Origin of the sequence: Capilliphycus salinus ALCB114379, assembly GCF_047276495.1 — a bacterium.
GTDB lineage: Bacteria > Cyanobacteriota > Cyanobacteriia > Cyanobacteriales > Microcoleaceae > Capilliphycus > Capilliphycus salinus.
The window spans coordinates 6915166-6934974 of sequence record NZ_CP178543.1; the positions used below are offsets into that span (position 1 = coordinate 6915166).

Consider the following 19809-nt stretch of genomic DNA (forward strand, 5'->3'; position numbering starts at 1 on the left):
CAAGCTGTGAATAGGTTTAAATCTTTAAAATGTCCTAACCTTAAGGTGTAGCACTATCAACTTGATCGCCTTATCGTTGTTCAAGACAGCGAGTAATCACTTGAACAGCTACCTCAACTCCATTTTCGCTCTGAATTTTTTTCCCCAATATTTTAGCTTCCTGTTGTATTTCTGTTGTCAAAACAGAAGTAATAGCCGCAGATAATTTTTCTGAAGTCAGCTTTTTTCTGGGAATGGGTTTGGCACCAACACCGAGTTCATAAACACGTCGTCCCCAAGCAAATTGATCGTTGGCGTGGGGAATTAAAATACTTGGTACACCAGCCCTTAAACCAGCAGCCGTTGTTCCTGCACCCCCATGATGAACAACTGCGGACATCCTCGGAAATAACCAAGCATGAGGCGCACTTTCTAGCATAAATATGTTGTCAGGAATTCTATCAAGCTTTGTCATTCCACTCCATTGAGTGGCTAAAACACCCCGTTGGCCAGAACGTTGAAGCGCATCAATGACTAATTCTGTGGTTTCAGCGGCTTGAGTGGGATCGCCTACACTCCCGAAGCCAACGTAAACAGGGGGTTTTCCGCTTTGCAGAAAGTCCTGTAGCTGATTTGTCGGCTGCCAATTATCCCCTTCGTCTAAAAACCAATAGCCTGTGTTATAGACCGATTCAGGCCAGTCCTGCGGCTTTGGAAACACATGATTACTGCAAGAAACAATCGTCGGATAGTGTTTCGTTTGTTGTTGTCGAAACGGATTGCTAAAATTTGGGGGAATACAACCAAATTTCTGTTTCCACAATTCTTTGATAGGCGATCTCGACATCCCCCACATCGTTTGTTCAAACAGGAGATGGGTGAGATAATTGAACCTTTTTCCGAGGTGTACTGAGTCGTAAAAAATTAGTGCCGGGTAGTCCTGTGTGGGTGTCATCGGAAATGGCGACGCGAGAATACTGGGAATATTGAGATCCTGAGCGACAAAATACCCGATAGCAGCCCCCGGATGATAAATGATCGCGTCTGAACCTTGACAAGCATCATAAAGATCCTTCTGCCCGTCAAAAACAAGGGATTTCAGCGTGTTGAAACTGAGGATGATTTTGAGCGGGTTGTCGGCTTGCATCGCCTTTTGGACACGACTATCGGAACCTATTTTGGATACATCACCTTTAAGGGGGTAAAACTCTAATCCATACCCCTTTACAAGGCTCTCGAAGCTTTCAGACGCGGCAATCCGAATCGTGTAGTCTCCTGCCCTCTTTAGTGCTACCCCGAGAGCAATGTAAGGTTGTACATCTCCCCTGGTACCTACTGCTAGCATCGTGATCAACATCGGTTTTTGTGTAATTAGTTAGACTAACTAATTATAGATCAGGAAGACTCGGTTTGTCGAAAGAGTTTGACTAACTTAGTGATGGTGGCTTGGAATTGTCTGGCTTCGTCTTCACTGAGCGCGGCACTGATAAAATCTCCATAGTCCTTCAACGCTTGATATTTGGCGTTAACTAGCTGCATACCTTTTTCTGTCAAACTGACCCGAAAAACCCGTTTATCCTCACGGGACTGGGTTTTCGTGACATATCCCCTTTGAGTCAGCTTGTTAATCCCTGCGGTGACTGAAGCTTTGGTAATTGCCAGCTTTTCTGCAACTTCTGTAATGGTGGGTTCTCCAAGCTGATGAATTGCATCAATATATTGAAATTGGCTGATAGTTAACTGCGAAATACCAGCACTGTTTCCTGCTTCCTCTTGCAGTTTTTTAAATAACGAATCAAGTGTGTTAACAAATTCAATTAAAATTTCTTCCATTTTCAGCAGTTAGTGTGGATGGGTATTGTTATGGCGTTAGCGATTCAATATTGGAGTGATGAAAGACAACTTCGTAATGTTCAACCGTTCCGTTATAATTCTATTCACCTTTCAAACCTCTATTTAATCCATCTATTACCCAAGTCATCGGTTACAAGATTAACTTAACCGTATTTTAACAAGAATTTAATGTTGAGTTGCTATTGTCATTTTGTTTGATATTGTAAAAATCTAAGCGATTCCATGTGGGTTTTCAATCAATTCTTAAAAATTACTATTCTCACTCTGAGTACCTTTTGGATGTGGAGTTCTATTGCTCTTACAGAAGTTAATGAACGTAATCTCACGATAGATGCTAACAGTCAATCTTATAACGCACTCATTAAAAAAGCAGAAACCCTAGCCAAACAATCTATCGAACAAGCCTTTAAAGAAAACTCGACTTTGGAATCAATGACAATAATGATTCTTGGCGAACGAGGTAGCCAAGTTGTTCCCATTTTAAGAACCAGAGTCACTCGCAGTCAATGGCAAACCAACAGCGAAGTTTCAGAGTGGACAAGATACTTCCCCCCTTCAGAATCTTTACTCGGTTACAACCAACCGAAACCCACCGAGTCCGCCTCCGGTTCCGGTTCAAGTCGGAGAACCCGACCTCAGAGTACCACACAACAGACTCGCCCTCAACCGTCAACCTCGCCGGTACCGCCACCACCACCGACAACCGCCCAAACTCCAGCGACCGAGACAACCCCTGAACCCACCTCTCCCCAGACTCGACCCGATCCCACCAACTCTCCAAACATTATTCGACTCGAACCCAGTCGAAGCGGGGGTCGTAGCAGGATAGAAAACGATCCCGGTTTTCGAGACGACTAAAGGAGCCGCCAAACTATATCATATGATATCCCCCTGATCAATAATCCCAAGTGTAGGGGTGGGTTCGATTGCGATCTTTACCACTACTCAAAGATTAAGATAAACCCACCCCGAGCGCGATCGCAACATTAATCAATCGGATCTCAGATCGGATCAATTAACTTATTTTTAACTGTAATTTAATTTCTTCTTAGTTAACGTATTTATTAACGGACCTTAAAGATTAAAGAATAAGCTACAAAAGGCTAACGTGTTAGTTGAAAAAGTTAATAAAACTCTGTAAGCGATATCAAATCTGGGATTTCAGCCAAGCAATTCATACAGCAGTATCTATCTGTATATATCTTTCAAATCCAGAGGAATCACTTCCGGAGACTAAAATTTTTTTGACTCTTTTCAACTAGCCGAGAGAGTGGGAAACGGTCATCTACCCTCTCTACAGCATCAGAGAGAAAAAACAGTTAAAATTCATGTCTAAATACACTCGTCGGCAATTCCTAATCTTCTTTGGTAGTAGTGCAGTCGCAACTACACTCACCCCCAAAATAGAATCTCGCTTATTCGGCACAAACGGCAGTATTGCTCAAGCCCAAACCATCCCGTTCACACCCGTCAAACTGCCTCATCCTCTAGAAACATACACTGAGATGGCGAGCGCAGTTCCGACAGCAGGAAATGGGGGTACAACTCCAACGGGAATGGGAATGCTTGCACCCGGAGAAAACCTCAACTTGTCGTTTTACGAATGTTTTGATGATGTTGTCGTTCCTCCCGAATACGAACGCTATGAAATCATCAGTTGGGGCGATCGCGTTTTCCCGAATTCTAGCGACTACTTCGGTTACAACAACGACTACACCAGCTTCATTCCCACCAGTTCCGACTTTTCCGAAGGCTTCCTGTGGGTAAACCACGAATATGTCTCCTACCCCATCTCACCCGTTGCACCGGGAACCCCCGAAGACCTGGCGGGAGCGCCTTCAACCGCACCGGCTGTGATTGGCATCGATTTATCCAACAAAAACCGGGCGACTTTGGGCGAATTTCTTTACAACTTGGGCGGATCAATTGTCCGGTTGGCAAAAGGGCCGGATGGTCGTTTTGAGGTTGTTTCGGGAGATCCTTTAAACCGACGGATTCACGGTTTATCGGGTTTGGGAATTAACGCCGAACGCAGCGACGGCTATCAAAACGTTACTTCTTGGGGAAATCGCCAAGGAGACAACAACTTCTTAATCGGGACCGGACCCGCTGCAACCGAAGTTTTCTCTTTAAGTTCCGATGGCTTGGGAAATCGGATTATCGGAACCGCTTACAACTGTTCGGGTGGAACAACCCCTTGGGGAACCATTCTCACCGCAGAAGAAAACTTCCAGGGTTCAGAAGAATTCTTTGTGGGAGTACAAGAAGATGTTCTCCCCGACGGCACCCAAACCGGATACATCGAAGGCACCACTGGGGCTGAATTTGGCTTAGTCGGTGAGAAGTATGGCTGGATGGTGGAAGTGTCGCCGGCCGACCCCAACTTCCGCCCCCGTAAACATACCAGTTTGGGGCGTTTCCGTCACGAAAATATCGGATTTCGCGTTGAACCGGGCCGTCCTGTGGTGGGATATATGGGAGATGACCGTCGGGGCGGCCACACTTGGAAATATGTTAGTGCGGGTGTAGTCGAGGCGCCGACGGCGGCCGTCAACAGTTCTTTATTTGAGTTGGGAACGCTGTATGTTGCCAAGTTTAACCCGGATGGTACGGGGGAATGGATTGCGTTAACGTTACAAACGCCTACAAATCCTAACGTTCCCAGTGAAATTGCATCGGTTGAGTTGCAGTTCCGAGGAGAAGCCCTCCGAGATGGTCGGGTTCGTTTGCCCAAACGGGCGGGAATTGCCGGAGAAACCGAAGATGGCGGGACTTTGGTGGTTGACCTCAACAACGAAGCGACGGCGATACCGGATTATCGAGGCAAGACTTTAGCGGATTTCTACACTTCTCAAGGGGCGGTTTTGGCGGATGCTTTCCCGGCGGCGAATTTAATCGGAGGTACGCCTACTGCCCGTCCAGAGGATTTGGATGTTAATCCGATGACTGGGGAAGTGTTTATTGCTTATACCGATGCCGAACCGGGTGGGGATGGTTATCCCGATTCTCGGATTTTTGTGGTGAGTAAGTATACGCCTGATGTTAACGCACCTCAACCCTCTGGGGATTTGATTAAACTGACTGAAACCAATAATGATCCGGCTGCTTTAACGTTTACCTGGACAAGCGTTGCTAAAGGGGGAGAAACGGGGGCATTGACTGGGGCCGGTTTTGCCAATGTGGATAACTTGGAGTTTGACAGCAAGGGGAATGTCTGGGGCGTTACGGATATGTCTACCAGTAACCACAATGGGTTTACAACTGGGGCGAATCCCGAGGCGCGAGAGATAGATCATACCACAACCGGGTCTGCAAGTAATCTGGTTGGGGTATTTGGCAATAACTGGTTATTCTACATCCCGATGAGTGGTGCAATGGCGGGTCAGTGTGTTCCCTTTGCTTACGGCCCACCTCGCTGTGAAATGACTGGGCCTTATTTTATTAAGAATGCTAGCGGACAAGATGATACTCTGATTATCGCCGTACAGCATCCGGGTGAGGATGTCCCCATCGGTAATGGTGTGAAACTCAGCCGTTCAATTGAGATGTTGAGTTTGGATGGAACTCTGTTCGCCCAAGAGCGTTTGGTGCCTCTGGGTAGTAACTGGCCGAGTAATATTGAGGGCGACCCCAACGGCCCACCTAAGCCGGCGGTGATAGGAATTCGTCGTTTAGATGGTGGGGCGTTTATTTAATTCTTATAAAAACCGGGTTTTTGAGTCTATAGCGCTTCGCGCTAGGCAACAGGCAACAGCGCAAACTCGCGACTTGGCGGTTTCCGTCGAGAGCGCGAAGTCCGTTGCGCGGGTTCCCCGCGTTGTAGGAACTTCGCAAGAGAGCGAAGTTTGCAAGAGAGGCAACAGGCAACAGGGAAAAAAAGCTTTATATAGTCGGGCTTTTGGCAATTTTTAGTTCCGTGCATTTGTCAATAAACCAGCGCGAACTGCTATATATTCGGCTTGATTCAACTGAAATTTGATGAAAAACCCGGTTTATTTCACCGTAAAAGAAACAAGAGTTTTTGAGTCTATACTCGGCTTGATTCAACTGAAATTTGATGAAAAACCCGGCTTCTTGTAGAAACCGGGTCTTTGTAAATCGCTATCTATACTGAACGGTTATAGCATTCAAAACTCAGTTCAAGAATGAGAAATCCCTCTCGTTGATTTAGAATTAGAGAGGTTTTTTTTGCTGTAACTATAACTTTAATAATCGTTTTCCATGCACGACGGCAGCCACCGTCACAGTCTCATCCTTAACTTGATATAAAATTCGATAGGTATAAGCAAATTGTTCTCGAATAGTTTCATCCCCAAACTCTTGAACGACGTTACCCGATAGCGGATTGTCATTCAACTTACGAGTTGCCTCAATGATCCGCTGCACCACTGCTGCCGCGTAAGAGACAGAATCTCGGGCAATATAGGCAGCAATCGCATCAATATCATCCAAGGCTTTGGGCGACCAAACTACTTGATAATCCATTTACTCAGTAAACCTTCTGCTTCATCTTGTGTCATTTTTCGGGCTGTATCTAAAACAGCAATCCCATGCCGAAACTTTTCAATTACATACAGGTGATATTGGACATCTTCGAGAGAACAATCATCGGGTAAATGCTTCAACAAAGACTCTATTTCCTTTTTGGTTGGACTCATATTAATTTGTTTTAGTTGAATTCGTCTAGGTCTATTATACCCGATCCCCCTCATTTCAGAATGCACAATACTGCCCTAATAATCCAATCTTCTAGAGATTGTTATCCCAAAAGAGAGTAATATTACCTGACAAACTTTTAGTTATAGGGAATTTCCAGCCCCTCAGATCAGATGACACCCAAATTAACCAGACAGCCTAGCAACCATTTCCGTTGAGAAGCTAGTCCATTGAGGAGGCAGTTGACTCGGTAATTGTACCGGGAATCTACCCCTGTCTGAAACTGACCAATAGACGCAAATCGATGATATCAAATTTATCGCCATTGGTCAGCTATTTGTTTGGGTGTTTTTTCGCCGTTTAGAAGTCTTCAAAATTGGCGATCGCGTTTTGCATCCGTTGACAGACCTCATCGACCGCAATTGTCCCCAACTCCCCAGAAGCGCGTGTCCGAATACTCAGACTGTTGGCTTCTACTTCTTTGGCGCCCACAACCGCCATCACGGGTACTTTTTCCTTTTCGGCGTTGCGAATTTGCTTTCCTAAACGTTCGCGACTCGTATCAACTTCGGCGCGAATTTCCAGCGATCGCATTTTCTGCACCACTTCTTGAGTGTAAGGTAAAAACTCATCACTAACCGATAATAAACGAATTTGTTCCGGCGCCAACCACAGGGGAAAATCTCCCGCATATTGTTCGATCAAAATCCCGATCAACCGTTCGAGGGAACCAAAGGGCGCCCGGTGAATCATCACGGGTCGTTTGCGATTGCCATCTTCTGCAACATACTCCAAATCGAACCGTTCAGGCAAATTATAATCGACTTGTACGGTTCCGAGTTGCCATTCTCGATCTAAAACATCTTGAAATATAAAGTCGAGTTTCGGGCCATAAAATGCTGCTTCTCCAATTCCGAGAAAATGATCCATTCCCAGAGTTTCTACCGCCCGTTGAATGGCTGATTCTGCTTTATTCCACACTTCATCGGAACCGATATATTTATCCGAATCCGGATCGCGGAAACTCAGTCGGGCTTTAAAGTTTTTGAGTTGTAATTTCCCAAAAACCGACAAAATCAAATCTACAACATTTAAGAACTCACTATCAAGCTGTTCGGGAGTCACAAACAAATGAGAATCATCGACGGTAAACCCTCGAACCCGAGTTAACCCCCCCAATTCTCCCGACTGTTCATAACGGTATACGGTCCCAAATTCTGCCAGTCGGATGGGAAGTTCTCGGTAAGACCGCAAGTCACTCTTGTAGATTTGGATATGAAAGGGACAGTTCATCGGTTTGAGAACAAACCCCTGTTCTAGCTTGGCCGCATCTTCATCTTCTGCCATCATCGGAAACATATCTTCACGATACTGTTGCCAATGTCCAGAGGTTTTAAACAAATCAATCCGGCCAATATGGGGCGTCACGACGGGTAAATATCCCCGTTTTAGCTGTTCTTTTCTCAAGAAATCTTCTAAAACGGTTCGTAGGATTGTTCCTTTCGGGGTCCACAGCGGTAAACCGGGTCCGACGACATCGGCAAAAATAAACAGTCCCAACTCTTTACCGAGTTTCCGGTGATCCCGTTTTAAAGCTTCTTCTTTGCGCCGTTTGTATTCGGTCAGTTGTTCGGGAGTTTCCCAAGCGGTACCGTAAATGCGCTGAAGTTGGGCTTTGGTTTCATCCCCTCGCCAGTAGGCTCCGGCCAAATTTTCGAGTTCAATGGCTTTATGATTGATATCGCCGGTATTTTCCACGTGGGGACCCGCACACAAATCCCACCATTGGTCCCCGAGATGGTAAAGGGTGATCGGATCTTGTAAATCCTCTAAAATCTCAAGTTTGTAGGGTTCTCCGAGTTCTTCTATTCGGCGCTTGGCTTCTTCGCGAGAAACTTCTTCGCGGATGACTGGGAGTTTGCGCTTGATGATTTTGGCCATTTCTTTTTGAATGGCTTTGAGATCTTTTTCGGTAAATGGCTCTGGACTGTCAAAATCGTAGTAGAAGCCGTTTTCTATCCAAGGGCCGATTGTTACCTGAGCCTTGGGAAATAGCTTCTGAACTGCCATCGCCATGATATGAGACGTTGTGTGGCGAATCTTTTTGAGGGTTTCCGATTCGCTGGTTTTCGGTAAATAGATTTTTTCGGGCTGTTCGGGAGAAGCGTTTGACTCTACGGTAGCCATCGATCACTGGAGAATGGTGTTTACAAATTTGACCAGGGGAGTTATTCGGCTTCGGTCTCGATGACACTGACCGAATTTTTCCATTGGCTCAATTTTGATTGGTACAGTTTTTCTCTATCCTACCATTATTGGTTGCGATCGACAGCAGTCTTTACAGTCACCAGTCACCCTTCGGGTTCAGCAGTCGCTCTATGAGCGAACTTCGCTCTCGGCGGAAACCGCCGGGCCGCAAGGAACGCGCTCATGGGGGAAACCCGCGCAAGCCCTCGCTGCAACACCTGTCACCAGTCACCAGTTTTACAGTTACCAGTCACCCTCCGGGTTCCGCAGTTGCTTCGCGACTATTCCGCCAAGTCAGCACTGCCTCACCAGTCACCAGCGCAAACTTGCGACCCGGCGGTTTCCGTCGGTAGCAAAGTTTGTAAGAGAGTCACCAGTTATTAGGTTACAGCGCTTGCCTTGCGGCGGGCGCGGTTTCCGTCAGAAGCACAGTTTGCAAGAGAGGGGACAGGGAAGCAAAAAGGCAAAAAGGCAGTAGCTAACGCCAGTAGGGGCGCATGGCCATGCGCCCCTACTGTTGTCTGTCCCCTGCGAACTGTCTTCACTGGTGACTGGTGACTGAAAAACTCTGCATTGTGAAAGATTTCTTAAAAAGAATGTTACAAAACTTAAAGAGTGTTAAGATGAGATATTAGTAAGTCGCAGAATAACGATTCATGCTCAGTCCCAACCTACCTGAACCCGAACTGCTCAAAACTATACTGCAACCCTTGTTAGAAGACTTTCAATACTGGTTTGAGCGATCGCAGAACCTGCTGGAAACCGAAGAAATCTCATTTTTGAGTTCCGAAGAGCAAATCGATTTGCTGGAGCGGGTGAAGCAAGCTCAGAAAGAAGTAACGACGGCTAAAACCCTGTTTCAGGCCACCGATGGCCGAGTCGGCGTTGAAATGACCGTATTAATGCCCTGGCACAAGCTGCTCACCGAATGTTGGCAAATTGCTACACGCTTTCGTTTAGAGCAGTCTAAAGGCGTGGAAAGTTAATTAGGAGTCGCAAACCAGCTAGAAGGCGAGGGTATTTCGGACAAAAGATTCTCTGGAGATCGTTGAGGCTGAAGTTGTCAATTGGAAAAGGTTGGGAGTTGTGAGAAATTTATCTAATAGTCTGCTGACTGGATCTGTCGAGATAGATATGATTACTCAATTCCGTTATCTGAGGGTAAGATTATGTCAAAATCTATTTAGTGCAGATTTCAGTTGATGACAACAAGCCCAACTGTGATTTGCTGATTATTCATTTTAAAAAATCTTTGTTACTGTCACGAGTAGACTCATAAATTACAAGGAGAAAAAGATGTTACATTTGATTTACATTCTGGCTTTTACTATTCTTGCGTTTTTGGCCGTGCGAAATTTAATTCACAGTTTAATTGTGGTGGGTATGGAGTCTCAACGTTCCCCAATGCCCCGGAATGCCTATCGTAGCTCGTCGGGAGCGTTTAGAAATGTTCCTCATCCTGAACTTTTAGATGATTCGGGTAATGTGGTCAAAGAACCTTTACTGGTGATGCGTTCTTTGTCTATGCAAGAGGCTCGCAATCAATTGGATAGTTTGTATTTATCTTCTCCCAGTTCTTCTGAAGAAACACCCGAGGAAAAGTCATAAAATTCGATAACCTGAAGTCTCTCGGATGTTAGTTTGCGATCGCTCTCATCGGACAGTTTTAGGTATTTAGACGGTTGTTTTTTGTTTCGTTTACACTCAATTGAATTACTTGGGTGACATTGTTAAAAAATTGTAAAAATTAGTTCCTGACGAGAATCAACGAACTAGAGACACACCTCAATCTTGATCGACCCCCTCATCCGAAAAAAACTTATTGAACGCACACCCCAGATCGACGGATCGGGGTGTATAATTATGTCGCGTCTTCCTGAAGATTCAACAAAGATCTATGGTCTTGTCGGCTGGATAGGGGCGTTGCTCTCGATCGACAAAAGACCTCTGTTGTGACTCTCTGGCTCGGGTGGAACGACCTTTACTGCAATTTCAACTTTGCGGGAAGCGACGGTCTCCTCCCTAGATCGAAGATGATCCCAGGAGTTGCAGTCGCTCGATTTTCAGACAGACAAGACGATGCGACCTTTAAGTGGTAAGATAAGCAGTGCGATCGCTTCGGAAGTGCTAAACCCAGATCTTATTAATCTTCCCGTGATGCCACAAACCCCTATCTACTCTCTAATCGCTGTTCTACTGCTTCCTCAATCTACTCAGTGGGGGGATCAAACTCACCTGGTCAAACCCCCAAGTTTTTCGGGGTTGACTGGCTTTACCCCCGTTACCGCAGTTGAGACTTCAAAACCTGTTTTCGAGATCGGACAATTCTCGTTAAATAGAGCGATCGCAACGGACATCAAGATAATGACGAGTCCGACTGTTCCTCCTGTTAGAATAGCGGAGGCGAACCCCACGTCGAAACTGATTATTTCTCAAGAGTCTACTTCCCCAACAGAAGAATCTCCCCAACCCCTAGAAGAATATCCGGATACTCAACAAATACCTGTCAACTCGGAAGTTAGCTACATACCTATATGGTTATGGGGATTGTTACCCCTGTTAATTATGTTGAGCCTGTTGTCAACGTGGATACTGAGAAATTTTTCTTCAAAGTCTAAGTCAACACCCGAAACTCAGAGCGGTTCTTTGATGAATTCAGACGGGGAAAAACAAGCGTCTTTAACTTCTAATTATACTCCACAAACAACCACCGAGGCTGATTCTGTTGCGGAAATTTCCTCGCCGACTCAAACGGTTTCTTTAGAAGAAGAAGTTGCTCAATTTACTGCGACATCTTTAGAACAACCCACAAATATAGAAGAAACAAATAGTTCAGATGTTCGGGCTAAAGCTGTAGTTGATCCTGAAGTAGTTGATCCTGAAAGTGAACGGGAAGACATTACCGAAGAAAATGAGTTAGAAGTTGAAACGGTTAATGGAAATCAACAGACAACAAACGAATTAGTTGAAGAAGTCGAAGAACCGGAATTAACCGTTACAGAATCCGAAGAAAACGAATCAGAACTGTTAATTGTTAATGGAAATCAACAGAAAAATGAGTTAGAAGAAGTTGAAGAAGAAGCGGAATTAACTGTTACCGAAACAGAAGAAAATGAATCGGAACTGTTAATTGTTAATGGAAATCAACAGAAAAACGAATTAGTTGAATCAGTCGAAGAAGCGGAATTAGAAGAAGCGGAATTAACGGTTGCAGAAACAGAAGAAAATGAATCGGAACTGTTAATAGTTAATGGAAATCAACAGAAAAACGAATTAGTTGAATCAGTCGAAGAAGCGGAATTAACTGTTACCGAATCGGAAGAAAATGAATCAGAACTGTTAATAGTTAATGGAAATCAACAGAAAAACGAATCAGTTGAATCAGTTGAATTAGTTGAATCAGTCGAAGAAGCGGAATTAACGGTTGCAGAAACAGAAGAAAATGAATCAGAACTGTTAATAGTTAATGGAAATCAACAGAAAAACGAATTAGTTGAATCAGTTGAATTAGTTGAATCAGTCGAAGAAGCGGAATTAACGGTTGCAGAAACAGAAGAAAATGAATCGGAATTGTTAATTGTTAATGGAAATCAACAGATAACAAACGAATTAGTTGAAGAAGTAGAAGAACCCGAGTTAACCGTTACAGAATCAGAATCCGAAGAAAATGAAGCCTTGATTTTGGAAGAAGAAGAAAACGAAGAAAACTATCAACTGACAGAATCAGAAAGATCAGAAATACTCGAAAAAACCTTTTTAAACTTATCGGTTCGAGAAGAAGAAGAAAGTCAAGCGGAAACAGTTTCATCTGAGGAAGTAAGCAATAACTCAGTCAATTCTGCGATCGCCGAAACAGCAAACAAGGAAGCAGATGAAATAGAACCTTCCGAAGAAAAACCCACCGATGAAGAAACAATCACAAATATTTCCGAAGCAGAAGAAATAGCAACTCAAAGTTTCACAGAAATTAAAAGTGTAGCTTTAACCGGAGGAGTCGTTTCGAGTCTGAGTGAAGACTCTCTAGAAAATAGCAGCCAAGCCAAAGAGATCGATCATTTAGAAACCGCAGTAGAAACGACGGAAGCCATTGTCGATGAGAGTTTAGAAGCAGAACCGCTAGAAATAGAAAACATCAGTGCAGCAACATCTGATACTCTAGACTCAGGAGCAGATAGTTCGACGCGAGTTGTTGGAGCAACAGCAGGAATGGCTTTTCCAGAAATAGACAACGGTTCAGATTCGGTCTCGGATTCTATCTCAGACAACGCACAAGACATCAAGCAGACGACAGATACAATTAGTTCAATGGCGGATATTCCTCAAAAACAGACAGAGAAATCTCAGCCAGAAACAGCAACAGTTTCCGATACTTCCAAGCAAGCCGAAAATTTGGAAGTTGCTTCTAGTAGTGTGGTAGAGTCTTCCTCTGAAGAATCTTTTTCGGATAATCAAAGCTGGATTATTCTTGAACTTCATGATCCGGAGAATGTATACGCTTATTGGAATGTTCTCAGCGAAGATAAACAGAAACTTCGTCAAAAAGGAGGACAACAATTTGCACTCCGTTTCTATGATGTAACCTTTATCGATATGGATGTTCAAAAGCCTCACAGCTTGCAAGAATATGAATGTGAGGAATCGGCTAAAGAGTTATACATTCATGTTCCGATGAAAGAGCGAGATTATATTGTAGAAATCGGCTACGTTACCGAAGAAGGTCGTTGGTTAAAATTAGTTCGTTCCTCTTATATTCACTTCCCCTGGGATTTTCCTTGGCCAGAACAACCCCCAGAACCTACTGATGAAACGGAGGATTCTGCGGAAGAAGAACAAGAGGAAACAACAACTGAACCGACGGATGAGATTGAACCTTCTGTAGAAAATGAAGCGGAAGAAACCGACACAATTACTGAGGTTAAACAACCGCCAATTCAATCCGATTTAGAAGCGATTTCAACAGAAGAAGTTGAGACGATAGAAGCGTCATCTACATCGGTTGAAAATCAAACAGTCGATGAAAATATTATCTTAACAGAAACCGTTGAAACGAAAAGTCAACCGGGTAAAGTTTCTGCGAAAGTAGAAGCAACTGAGACGGTTAACAAGATTGAAACATCGGTTGAAAACAAAGTCGCAGAAAATCAAACAGTAGACGAAAATATCACCTTAACAGAAGCCGTTGAAAGGACAACTGAATTTGAGACAGCTTCTCCGAAAGTAGAAGCAACTGAGACGGATAACCCGTTAGTTGAGAATTTAGTTGATAACGTTGATGATGTCGATCAAATTAAGACATCCCCAATAAAAACCCCTCAGTTAGAAGCACCTGCAACAACAACTTCAGCCTCAATTTATGAAGCGTTAACCCCTGCAATCGAGACCTTTTCAACGGCGAATAATACCGAAGAAGAAGCGTTTTTAGATGAGAAAACTCAATCGGATATTGCTGCAACTAAATTTAATCTCGGACAGTCCGATACAGCCGAAAAATTAGCAGCAGTCGATGAAGGGTTGCCAAGTTTACCGGGAGGTTACGGGGAAACAAAAATCGTTCTTTTACCGATAGATCCCAACTGGGTTTATGTGTATTGGGATATTCCCAACGAAGATCGCGAAAAGTTACGCCAACAGGGAGGAAAACAACTCGGTTTGCGGGTGTGCGATGTAACTGAAATTGATTTGGAGACTCAACATCCGCACAGTGTAGAATATTATGAGTGTGATGAATTAGCCCGTGAGTGGCATATTCCGGTACCCATGAGCGATCGCGATTATTTGGTCGAAATTGGTTATATTACCAATAATAAGCGTTGGTTAATGTTAGCGCGATCGCTTCATGTTCGTATACCGCCTATTTATCCTTCCGATCGCGAAGACTACGAACAAAGAACAGTAACATGGGAGCAGAATTTGCGAGGAAACTTTTTTTTTAACCTGAGATCCGATCGCTCTCCTTTATCTTTTTTAGAGACAACAATGCAGATGTTTAACAACCCTTTCTCAAACCCAATGCCGAGTTAAACAATAGGATTGAAAAATACTGTAGGGGCGGGTGTTAAGAAGTTAGAAGTCTTTTAGGGGCGGGTTCCGAATAAATTTCTATTTCCCATAGATAACCTATATAAACCCGCCCTTTATTGATTGTATGAACTTCATATAAAATCGGTTAGGATTGACGTAAAATTTCCCGAACATTCATTAAAATCTCACCGAGTTTATTCTTTCCAGTACCATCTTGACCACAACCCCAATAATAATCAATGGGTGAATTTTCAACAATTAATTCATCACCTGTTGAAAGTAACATTTCGCGAATATCTGCATAAGTTTGAAACTTACACAAAACCACCTTTTGCATAATATCATCTTTGACTTGTTCCCAGTCCGAACGTAAAGGATGTTCGCGACTGCGGCCCATTCTCGCTGATTTTGCAGGGGTTTTTGCATTGCGGATTTTTTCAAACCATTCGGGGTCTGTAGACACAAACTTTTGGGCTTGAAAATAATGTTCGTTCGTCGGCCACCACAATTCCTCTAATACAACGCCGTGATAGGAAAAGTTAGAAAAACAACCGTAGGGGTTTTCTCGACTGCTATAAAAGTAAACCGTCATTTGAGTTGAAAATAAAACGATTTATTGAATTGGTATTTGATTTAATTTTATCTTTAATTAAATGCTAAAATTGTATCAGAACTTACGCAAAATAATTCAGAAGTCAGATGTAGGGGCGGGTTCTACAAAAATCTGTGTCTTCCCAGAAACAATTTACATAAACCCGTCCCGGAGTTCAAGAATTATCTGGAAAATGGCACTCCGGGGCGGGTTAATATAGGCTGTCTGTGGGAAAACATGGATTAATTCGGAACCCGCCCCTACAGAATGATATTGATTAGTCGGACATGATATAACTTAGCGTGAAAGTCATTAGAGCGTTAATGCGCCTTCTTAGTTACTAGAGGGACTCCGCCAGTGAGTTTGTACACACTCTTTAAAGGATAGCTACTTCTAAGCTAACCTCCTGGGTTCTTCGCACTCCCCGTTCACAAACGCCCACCGCATTTGAGCGGCGTTACCGTTCCTCTCGTACTCAGTATGTATGCTCTAAAAGTTGGGTCACGCCAAGTTAATTTGGGTTGCTAATTCAAGTAAATTCACAGAAAATAAACCTCCTTGTTTTTCACGCTAAACAACAACGGAAGATAGAGGAATCGAACCCCCAGGTTTTACCCTGCTCCCGTTTTCAAGACGGGTTGCCATCCATTTAGCAGTATCTTCCAAAAAGGGAGTCTGATGGGACTTGAACCCATTATTACTGGTGTCACAAACCAGCGTCTCGACCGCTTTGACTTCAGACTCCGCAGTGGAACTGGTCGGACTTGAACCGACATCTACCAAGTTGCAAGCTTGGTGCTTTCCCAATTAAGCTACAGACCCTTATTTTTGAATTTTTAAAAGGTGTTAAAGTGCTGACCACTCAGCCGGGTGGAAACCTCAAGGTTTTATGGAACCTACAACCAAAACCCCCGGATTTTATCGAATGCTAATCTTTGGGATTTAAGGGTTGATAGTCTAAGGTTTGAGGTTTGAGATTTAAGCGTTAAACGTTGAACGTTAAGCTTTAAGATTCATGCCTGATGGAGTTGGAATCGAACCAACAACTCATGATTGATAGTCATGCGCTCTTCCATTGAGCTATCCATCAAATCCATAAATTTAGAGGTTTTCAAGTGACCAGCACAGATTTTTTTTGTTGAAGACTGTCAAAAATTAAGTGATTTAATTTCCGACAATCTTAGATCAATTAATCAGGAACTTCAATCATTGTTCGAGCATTACTAATCGATAATACTCGGTCAACCGTTGACTTGAATTCTTCCACAAAAGTTTGCCGTTGTTCAATATTTGCAGCCAACTCAATGGGGTCAAGCAGTTCAACGCCTTCTCGCGCTAAGAAACTATCGGCTAAAGATTGATATTTTTCAGAAGCCGCATTTTTTCCTAACACTTCCATTGCCAATTTATCGAGACGTTCTTTAACCCGTGCTTGGGCGACATCAAAATCTTTTCGGGCGCGGTTATAAGACAATAACATCGTATTGAGAACCGCTTCCGAATACATGATGAAATTCTTCATTTCAATCGCTTCTGCAACGGTCATTTCTTGACCTGCCACCGACACCATTGTAGACGCATTTGATAATACAATCGCTCGTTTAATGGTTCGACGTCGGGCAATTAACGCATCAACTTTTTGAACGGCAGCACGGGCTTGAGTGGTATAATCTTGGCGGGATTTGTAACCCGTTGGAACTTTACCAATTTCAACGACAGTAATTAATGTATTTCCGTCTAAACCGACTCGGCCTGATTCAATACGTTTTTCTAATAAAGTTAATTCTGCTAACGCATCGGTTACGGTCATTTGAGTCATGTTATTCACCTCCTCTTATAAAAATTTTTGTATTTTGGTGGCGGGGGCGAGAATTGCACTCACTGATTTTAGGCTTATGAGACCTACGAGCCACTCTTGCTCCATCCCCGCTATACCCCTGACAGGATTTGAACCTGCATCAACCTCGTTCTAAGCAAGGCACGTCTACCAGTTGCGTCACAGGGGTTTGTTGGTGGGTTGCCAGGGATTTGTTGGCGAAGCCTGCGCGAAGCGCATACCCTGAACCTCTCGCTTAAAAGGCGATTACTCTGACCATTGAGTTAGCGACCCCGGATTTTTTAGGGCTGAATATTCCAACTCAGCCGTCGGTTATTTTTTGAGAATTTTCCGGTTAAAAACTAAAAACCCGGTTTCTTGAACAATACACATGGTTGATTTGAGGAAGCAGTAGAAGAAACCGGGTTTTTTAGTCTATACTGTATTTCATTCAACTGAAAACGGCTATGATTTGATGTTCGATAAATTCACCCCCATAAAAACTCCATATTTTTTAATACTCCTGGTGGGATTTGAACCCACAAAATAAAACAGATTTTAAGTCTGCCGCGTCTTCCAATTCCGCCACAGGAGCATTAAGAATCAAACATTAATAATTTGGTTGCCCTGCCAGGGATCGAACCTGGACTCTTCGCATTCAAAGTGCGGGATGTTACCAATTACACCACAGGGCAATGAATGGCTGCCCCAGTAGGACTTGTAGACGCGAAGCGGCTTCTCGCAGAGTACCTACAACCTCAAGGGTTTTCAGCCGGAGCGCTCTGCCATCGAAGCTCTGGGGCAGTGACAGCCCCCCAGGTCGGTTTCGAGCCGACGACCTCCTGTTCTTCAAACAGGCGCTACTACCAACTGAGCTACCGGGGGAAAAGGCGAGAACCGAGGGACTTGTAGACGCGAAGCGGCTTCTCGCAGAGTACCCCCACTCTCCAGATTCGTAGTCTGAGATGTTATCCAGTTACACCACGTTCTCAGAGGCGGAGAGCAGTGGACTCGAACCACAAGCGGTTTACACTCTATCTGTTTAGCAAACAGCACCCATCCCCTGACAGGTTTACTCTCCTTGTGTAGTACAATGACGTAATACTACAGAGTCGTGTTAGTATGAGCCAAAGACAGCGATCGCACCCCAAGCCGTTAAAATCAGCGCCGTGTAAGTTTAAAAAGCTTTTCAACCTCCAGGTTTGGCGGAGGCTGTGGGATTTGAACCCACTCTGACGGTTAAATCAGATGACCAGTTTGTAAGCTTCTTGGGTGAGGACACGGCACTGAACGCAGAGACTAGGATTTGAACCTAGATCGTCGGTTTTGGAGACCGAAATGTTACCATTACACCATCCCTACAAGTGGCAGCACAGGGGCTTTACCGTTAAGCTACGCTGCACCGTTTGGAGTCCAGGAGGAGAATCGAACTCCTATTGATTGGTTTTGCAGACCAACGCCTTACCATTTGGCAACCTGGACTCGGTAAGCAGCCTTGACGGGAGTTGCACCCGCTTCTCTATGCTTGAAAGGCACAGCGACTTTTCTAATCGTCCACAAGGCTTTGAGCGAGGGTGATGAAATCCGTTAGTGTAGTCTGCGCGTAACACATACCTACGACTTCGGTGTTCTATATCGGGAAAATGTAGTATAATATTCAGTTGTCAAGGTGCGGATGGCTTGCTCAATCAAGCTTTATCGCTTTCCTTTGCTTGCCACATTTACATACTACAAACATACTACACACTTTGTCAAGGGGTGTGGCAAAAATTTTTAGACCCCGATCTTGTACCTGGGGAACAAATACGGGGAAAATCCTTTAATTCTGGGGTTTGTAGAGGAATTAGCTATAGATAAAAGTCAATAGTTAATTGATTTACTATAGATAAAAATCAAATAAAACGGAGTGTGACAGATGCCTGGTAAACTTTCTCAACCCTATCAACCCCTGCTGCTGCGTATTTTGCATGGAGTGACGGGGATATGTGCGATCGCGGCAATTTTTACCGCAGCTTGGACCTATGACACCTATGATGGACGGTTTGGGCGATTTTTTTTACCGAAGTTAGAAGCGATCGAGGGGATTCACGGTACTTTTGGGCTGTGGACGCTGCTGATTTTTCCCATCTTTGTAGTATACGCTTTTCGTCGGGGTCAAAAACGCCTGATTCAACCCGACTCTCTGCAAAAGCTGAGTCAACCGGGAAAACCGATTTTTGGGTACACACTACACCGGATTACAAATACCTTGGGGATTTTTGCGCTTACTTTTGCGCTGTTCTCGGGTAAGATGATGAGTGAGAAATGGTTACCCCAAGGAGAACTTAATCATATTTGGTATTATCTTCATCTGATTTCTTGGGTGATTTTGGTGTTGGCGATCGCGTTTCATATCTTAATGGCGGCGAAAGTTGGGGGAACTCCGTTGCTGTTATCTATTATAAATTGGAAATTTCGCACTCAGGATAGTCCGAAAGTATGGCGAAAAAATATTTCCGAATGGAAAGCCAATTTTCAGATCGGTTCAATTCTGAATAATCACTCAGCGAGAATTTTTCAAATTTTAGAAGCCGTTGTTTTGATCACAATTATTTTGGCTTGGGTGATTTCCCTATCTAAAGAGTTGGGTTAGAGTTTTTTGAGT

The 19809-nt window shown here is 43.9% G+C and carries 13 protein-coding genes, 14 tRNA genes and 1 other annotated feature; of the genes, 6 read left to right on the forward strand and 21 right to left on the reverse strand.

All coding sequences use genetic code 11. The annotated features are described in order from the left end of the window. Positions 1-70: 70 nt before the first annotated feature. Both ACL6C3_RS28000 and ACL6C3_RS28005 read right to left on the reverse strand, forming a co-directional pair. Positions 71-1336 carry a glycosyltransferase gene (locus tag ACL6C3_RS28000; protein WP_413163090.1) on the reverse strand — a complete coding sequence of 422 codons (1266 nt, stop codon included), beginning with the start codon at positions 1334-1336 and terminating at the stop codon, positions 71-73. Between the two features lie 38 nt (positions 1337-1374). Continuing rightward, positions 1375-1812, reverse strand: a complete 438-nt coding sequence (locus ACL6C3_RS28005) for a MarR family winged helix-turn-helix transcriptional regulator (protein WP_413163092.1) — start codon at positions 1810-1812, stop codon at positions 1375-1377. 243 nt (positions 1813-2055) lie between these two features. Here ACL6C3_RS28005 and ACL6C3_RS28010 point away from each other — a divergent pair, with 243 nt between their 5' ends. Beyond that, positions 2056-2691: a hypothetical protein gene (locus ACL6C3_RS28010; RefSeq protein ID WP_413163095.1), complete on the forward strand. Its 636-nt coding sequence runs from the start codon at positions 2056-2058 to the stop codon at positions 2689-2691. 470 nt (positions 2692-3161) lie between these two features. Then, complete coding sequence (locus ACL6C3_RS28015; protein ID WP_413163097.1) at positions 3162-5528, forward strand: PhoX family protein; 2367 nt, start codon at positions 3162-3164, stop codon at positions 5526-5528. A 502-nt stretch (positions 5529-6030) separates the two neighbouring features. Here ACL6C3_RS28015 and ACL6C3_RS28020 read toward each other — a convergent pair. From ACL6C3_RS28020 to thrS, 3 genes are all read right to left on the reverse strand, one after another. Further along, positions 6031-6318, reverse strand: a complete 288-nt coding sequence (locus ACL6C3_RS28020) for a type II toxin-antitoxin system RelE/ParE family toxin (protein WP_413163100.1) — start codon at positions 6316-6318, stop codon at positions 6031-6033. Beyond that, a complete protein-coding gene (locus ACL6C3_RS28025; protein ID WP_413163102.1) occupies positions 6303-6491 on the reverse strand; it encodes a hypothetical protein in 189 nt (62 codons plus the stop codon). The genes ACL6C3_RS28020 and ACL6C3_RS28025 overlap by 16 nt, the downstream gene beginning before the upstream one ends. 358 nt (positions 6492-6849) lie before the next feature. Next, a complete protein-coding gene (gene thrS / locus ACL6C3_RS28030) occupies positions 6850-8676 on the reverse strand; it encodes a threonine--tRNA ligase (protein ID WP_413163106.1) in 1827 nt (608 codons plus the stop codon). A gap of 716 nt (positions 8677-9392) precedes the next feature. Between thrS and ACL6C3_RS28035 the strand changes: the two genes are divergently transcribed. The 3 genes from ACL6C3_RS28035 to ACL6C3_RS28045 all read left to right on the forward strand — a co-directional run bounded on the left by ACL6C3_RS28035 (position 9393) and on the right by ACL6C3_RS28045 (position 14757). Further along, positions 9393-9722 (forward strand): DUF2605 domain-containing protein, encoded by a 330-nt coding sequence (locus tag ACL6C3_RS28035; protein ID WP_413163108.1) that lies wholly within the window; start codon positions 9393-9395, stop codon positions 9720-9722. Positions 9723-10032: 310 nt separating this feature from the next. Beyond that, positions 10033-10344: a DUF2973 domain-containing protein gene (locus ACL6C3_RS28040; protein ID WP_413163110.1), complete on the forward strand. Its 312-nt coding sequence runs from the start codon at positions 10033-10035 to the stop codon at positions 10342-10344. Between the two features lie 471 nt (positions 10345-10815). Further along, a complete protein-coding gene (locus ACL6C3_RS28045) occupies positions 10816-14757 on the forward strand; it encodes a DUF4912 domain-containing protein (protein WP_413163113.1) in 3942 nt (1313 codons plus the stop codon). 145 nt (positions 14758-14902) lie between these two features. Here ACL6C3_RS28045 and ACL6C3_RS28050 read toward each other — a convergent pair whose 3' ends face one another. The 16 genes from ACL6C3_RS28050 to ACL6C3_RS28125 form a co-directional block, all read right to left on the reverse strand. Then, on the reverse strand, positions 14903-15349 hold the full coding sequence (locus ACL6C3_RS28050; protein ID WP_413163116.1) for an NADAR family protein: 447 nt from the start codon (positions 15347-15349) through the stop codon (positions 14903-14905). A 354-nt stretch (positions 15350-15703) separates the two neighbouring features. Further along, positions 15704-15759, reverse strand: a sequence feature (23S ribosomal RNA rRNA prediction is too short). Between the two features lie 171 nt (positions 15760-15930). Beyond that, positions 15931-16013 (reverse strand) — tRNA-Ser (locus ACL6C3_RS28055). A gap of 6 nt (positions 16014-16019) precedes the next feature. Then, a tRNA-His gene (locus ACL6C3_RS28060) sits at positions 16020-16093 on the reverse strand. A gap of 5 nt (positions 16094-16098) precedes the next feature. Further along, positions 16099-16171 (reverse strand) — tRNA-Ala (locus ACL6C3_RS28065). A 197-nt stretch (positions 16172-16368) separates the two neighbouring features. Continuing rightward, a tRNA-Asp gene (locus ACL6C3_RS28070) sits at positions 16369-16439 on the reverse strand. 99 nt (positions 16440-16538) lie between these two features. Beyond that, complete coding sequence (locus tag ACL6C3_RS28075) at positions 16539-17168, reverse strand: hypothetical protein (protein WP_413163117.1); 630 nt, start codon at positions 17166-17168, stop codon at positions 16539-16541. 35 nt (positions 17169-17203) lie between these two features. Further along, positions 17204-17279, reverse strand: a tRNA-Met gene (locus ACL6C3_RS28080). 2 nt (positions 17280-17281) lie between these two features. Then, positions 17282-17355, reverse strand: a tRNA-Leu gene (locus ACL6C3_RS28085). A gap of 4 nt (positions 17356-17359) precedes the next feature. Beyond that, positions 17360-17459, reverse strand: a tRNA-Lys gene (locus tag ACL6C3_RS28090). A gap of 224 nt (positions 17460-17683) precedes the next feature. Continuing rightward, positions 17684-17760, reverse strand: a tRNA-Leu gene (locus ACL6C3_RS28095). 24 nt (positions 17761-17784) lie between these two features. Then, positions 17785-17860: transfer RNA gene (locus ACL6C3_RS28100), tRNA-Gln, on the reverse strand. Between the two features lie 5 nt (positions 17861-17865). Next, positions 17866-17969 (reverse strand) — tRNA-Phe (locus ACL6C3_RS28105). A 7-nt stretch (positions 17970-17976) separates the two neighbouring features. Beyond that, positions 17977-18050: transfer RNA gene (locus ACL6C3_RS28110), tRNA-Phe, on the reverse strand. Between the two features lie 6 nt (positions 18051-18056). After that, positions 18057-18156, reverse strand: a tRNA-Arg gene (locus tag ACL6C3_RS28115). Positions 18157-18456: 300 nt separating this feature from the next. Continuing rightward, positions 18457-18527: transfer RNA gene (locus tag ACL6C3_RS28120), tRNA-Trp, on the reverse strand. A 45-nt stretch (positions 18528-18572) separates the two neighbouring features. Continuing rightward, positions 18573-18647 (reverse strand) — tRNA-Cys (locus tag ACL6C3_RS28125). Positions 18648-19080: 433 nt separating this feature from the next. Here ACL6C3_RS28125 and ACL6C3_RS28130 point away from each other — a divergent pair. Further along, positions 19081-19797, forward strand: coding sequence for a cytochrome b/b6 domain-containing protein (locus ACL6C3_RS28130; protein WP_413163119.1), 717 nt, complete (start codon positions 19081-19083; stop codon positions 19795-19797). The last annotated feature ends 12 nt before the right edge of the window (positions 19798-19809 follow it).

What these genes read in the sequence shown, in the direction of transcription:
- ACL6C3_RS28045 (WP_413163113.1), top strand. Translation starts at nt 10,816, where the DNA reads ATGCGACCTTTAAGTGGTAAGATAAGCAGTGCGATCGCTTCGGAAGTG.
- ACL6C3_RS28005 (WP_413163092.1), bottom strand. Translation starts at nt 1,812, where the DNA reads ATGGAAGAAATTTTAATTGAATTTGTTAACACACTTGATTCGTTATTT.
- ACL6C3_RS28130 (WP_413163119.1), top strand. Translation starts at nt 19,081, where the DNA reads ATGCCTGGTAAACTTTCTCAACCCTATCAACCCCTGCTGCTGCGTATT.
- ACL6C3_RS28015 (WP_413163097.1), top strand. Translation starts at nt 3,162, where the DNA reads ATGTCTAAATACACTCGTCGGCAATTCCTAATCTTCTTTGGTAGTAGT.
- ACL6C3_RS28025 (WP_413163102.1), bottom strand. Translation starts at nt 6,491, where the DNA reads ATGAGTCCAACCAAAAAGGAAATAGAGTCTTTGTTGAAGCATTTACCC.
- ACL6C3_RS28050 (WP_413163116.1), bottom strand. Translation starts at nt 15,349, where the DNA reads ATGACGGTTTACTTTTATAGCAGTCGAGAAAACCCCTACGGTTGTTTT.
- ACL6C3_RS28010 (WP_413163095.1), top strand. Translation starts at nt 2,056, where the DNA reads ATGTGGGTTTTCAATCAATTCTTAAAAATTACTATTCTCACTCTGAGT.
- ACL6C3_RS28035 (WP_413163108.1), top strand. Translation starts at nt 9,393, where the DNA reads ATGCTCAGTCCCAACCTACCTGAACCCGAACTGCTCAAAACTATACTG.
- ACL6C3_RS28040 (WP_413163110.1), top strand. Translation starts at nt 10,033, where the DNA reads ATGTTACATTTGATTTACATTCTGGCTTTTACTATTCTTGCGTTTTTG.
- thrS (WP_413163106.1), bottom strand. Translation starts at nt 8,676, where the DNA reads ATGGCTACCGTAGAGTCAAACGCTTCTCCCGAACAGCCCGAAAAAATC.
- ACL6C3_RS28020 (WP_413163100.1), bottom strand. Translation starts at nt 6,318, where the DNA reads ATGGATTATCAAGTAGTTTGGTCGCCCAAAGCCTTGGATGATATTGAT.
- ACL6C3_RS28000 (WP_413163090.1), bottom strand. Translation starts at nt 1,336, where the DNA reads ATGTTGATCACGATGCTAGCAGTAGGTACCAGGGGAGATGTACAACCT.
- ACL6C3_RS28075 (WP_413163117.1), bottom strand. Translation starts at nt 17,168, where the DNA reads ATGACTCAAATGACCGTAACCGATGCGTTAGCAGAATTAACTTTATTA.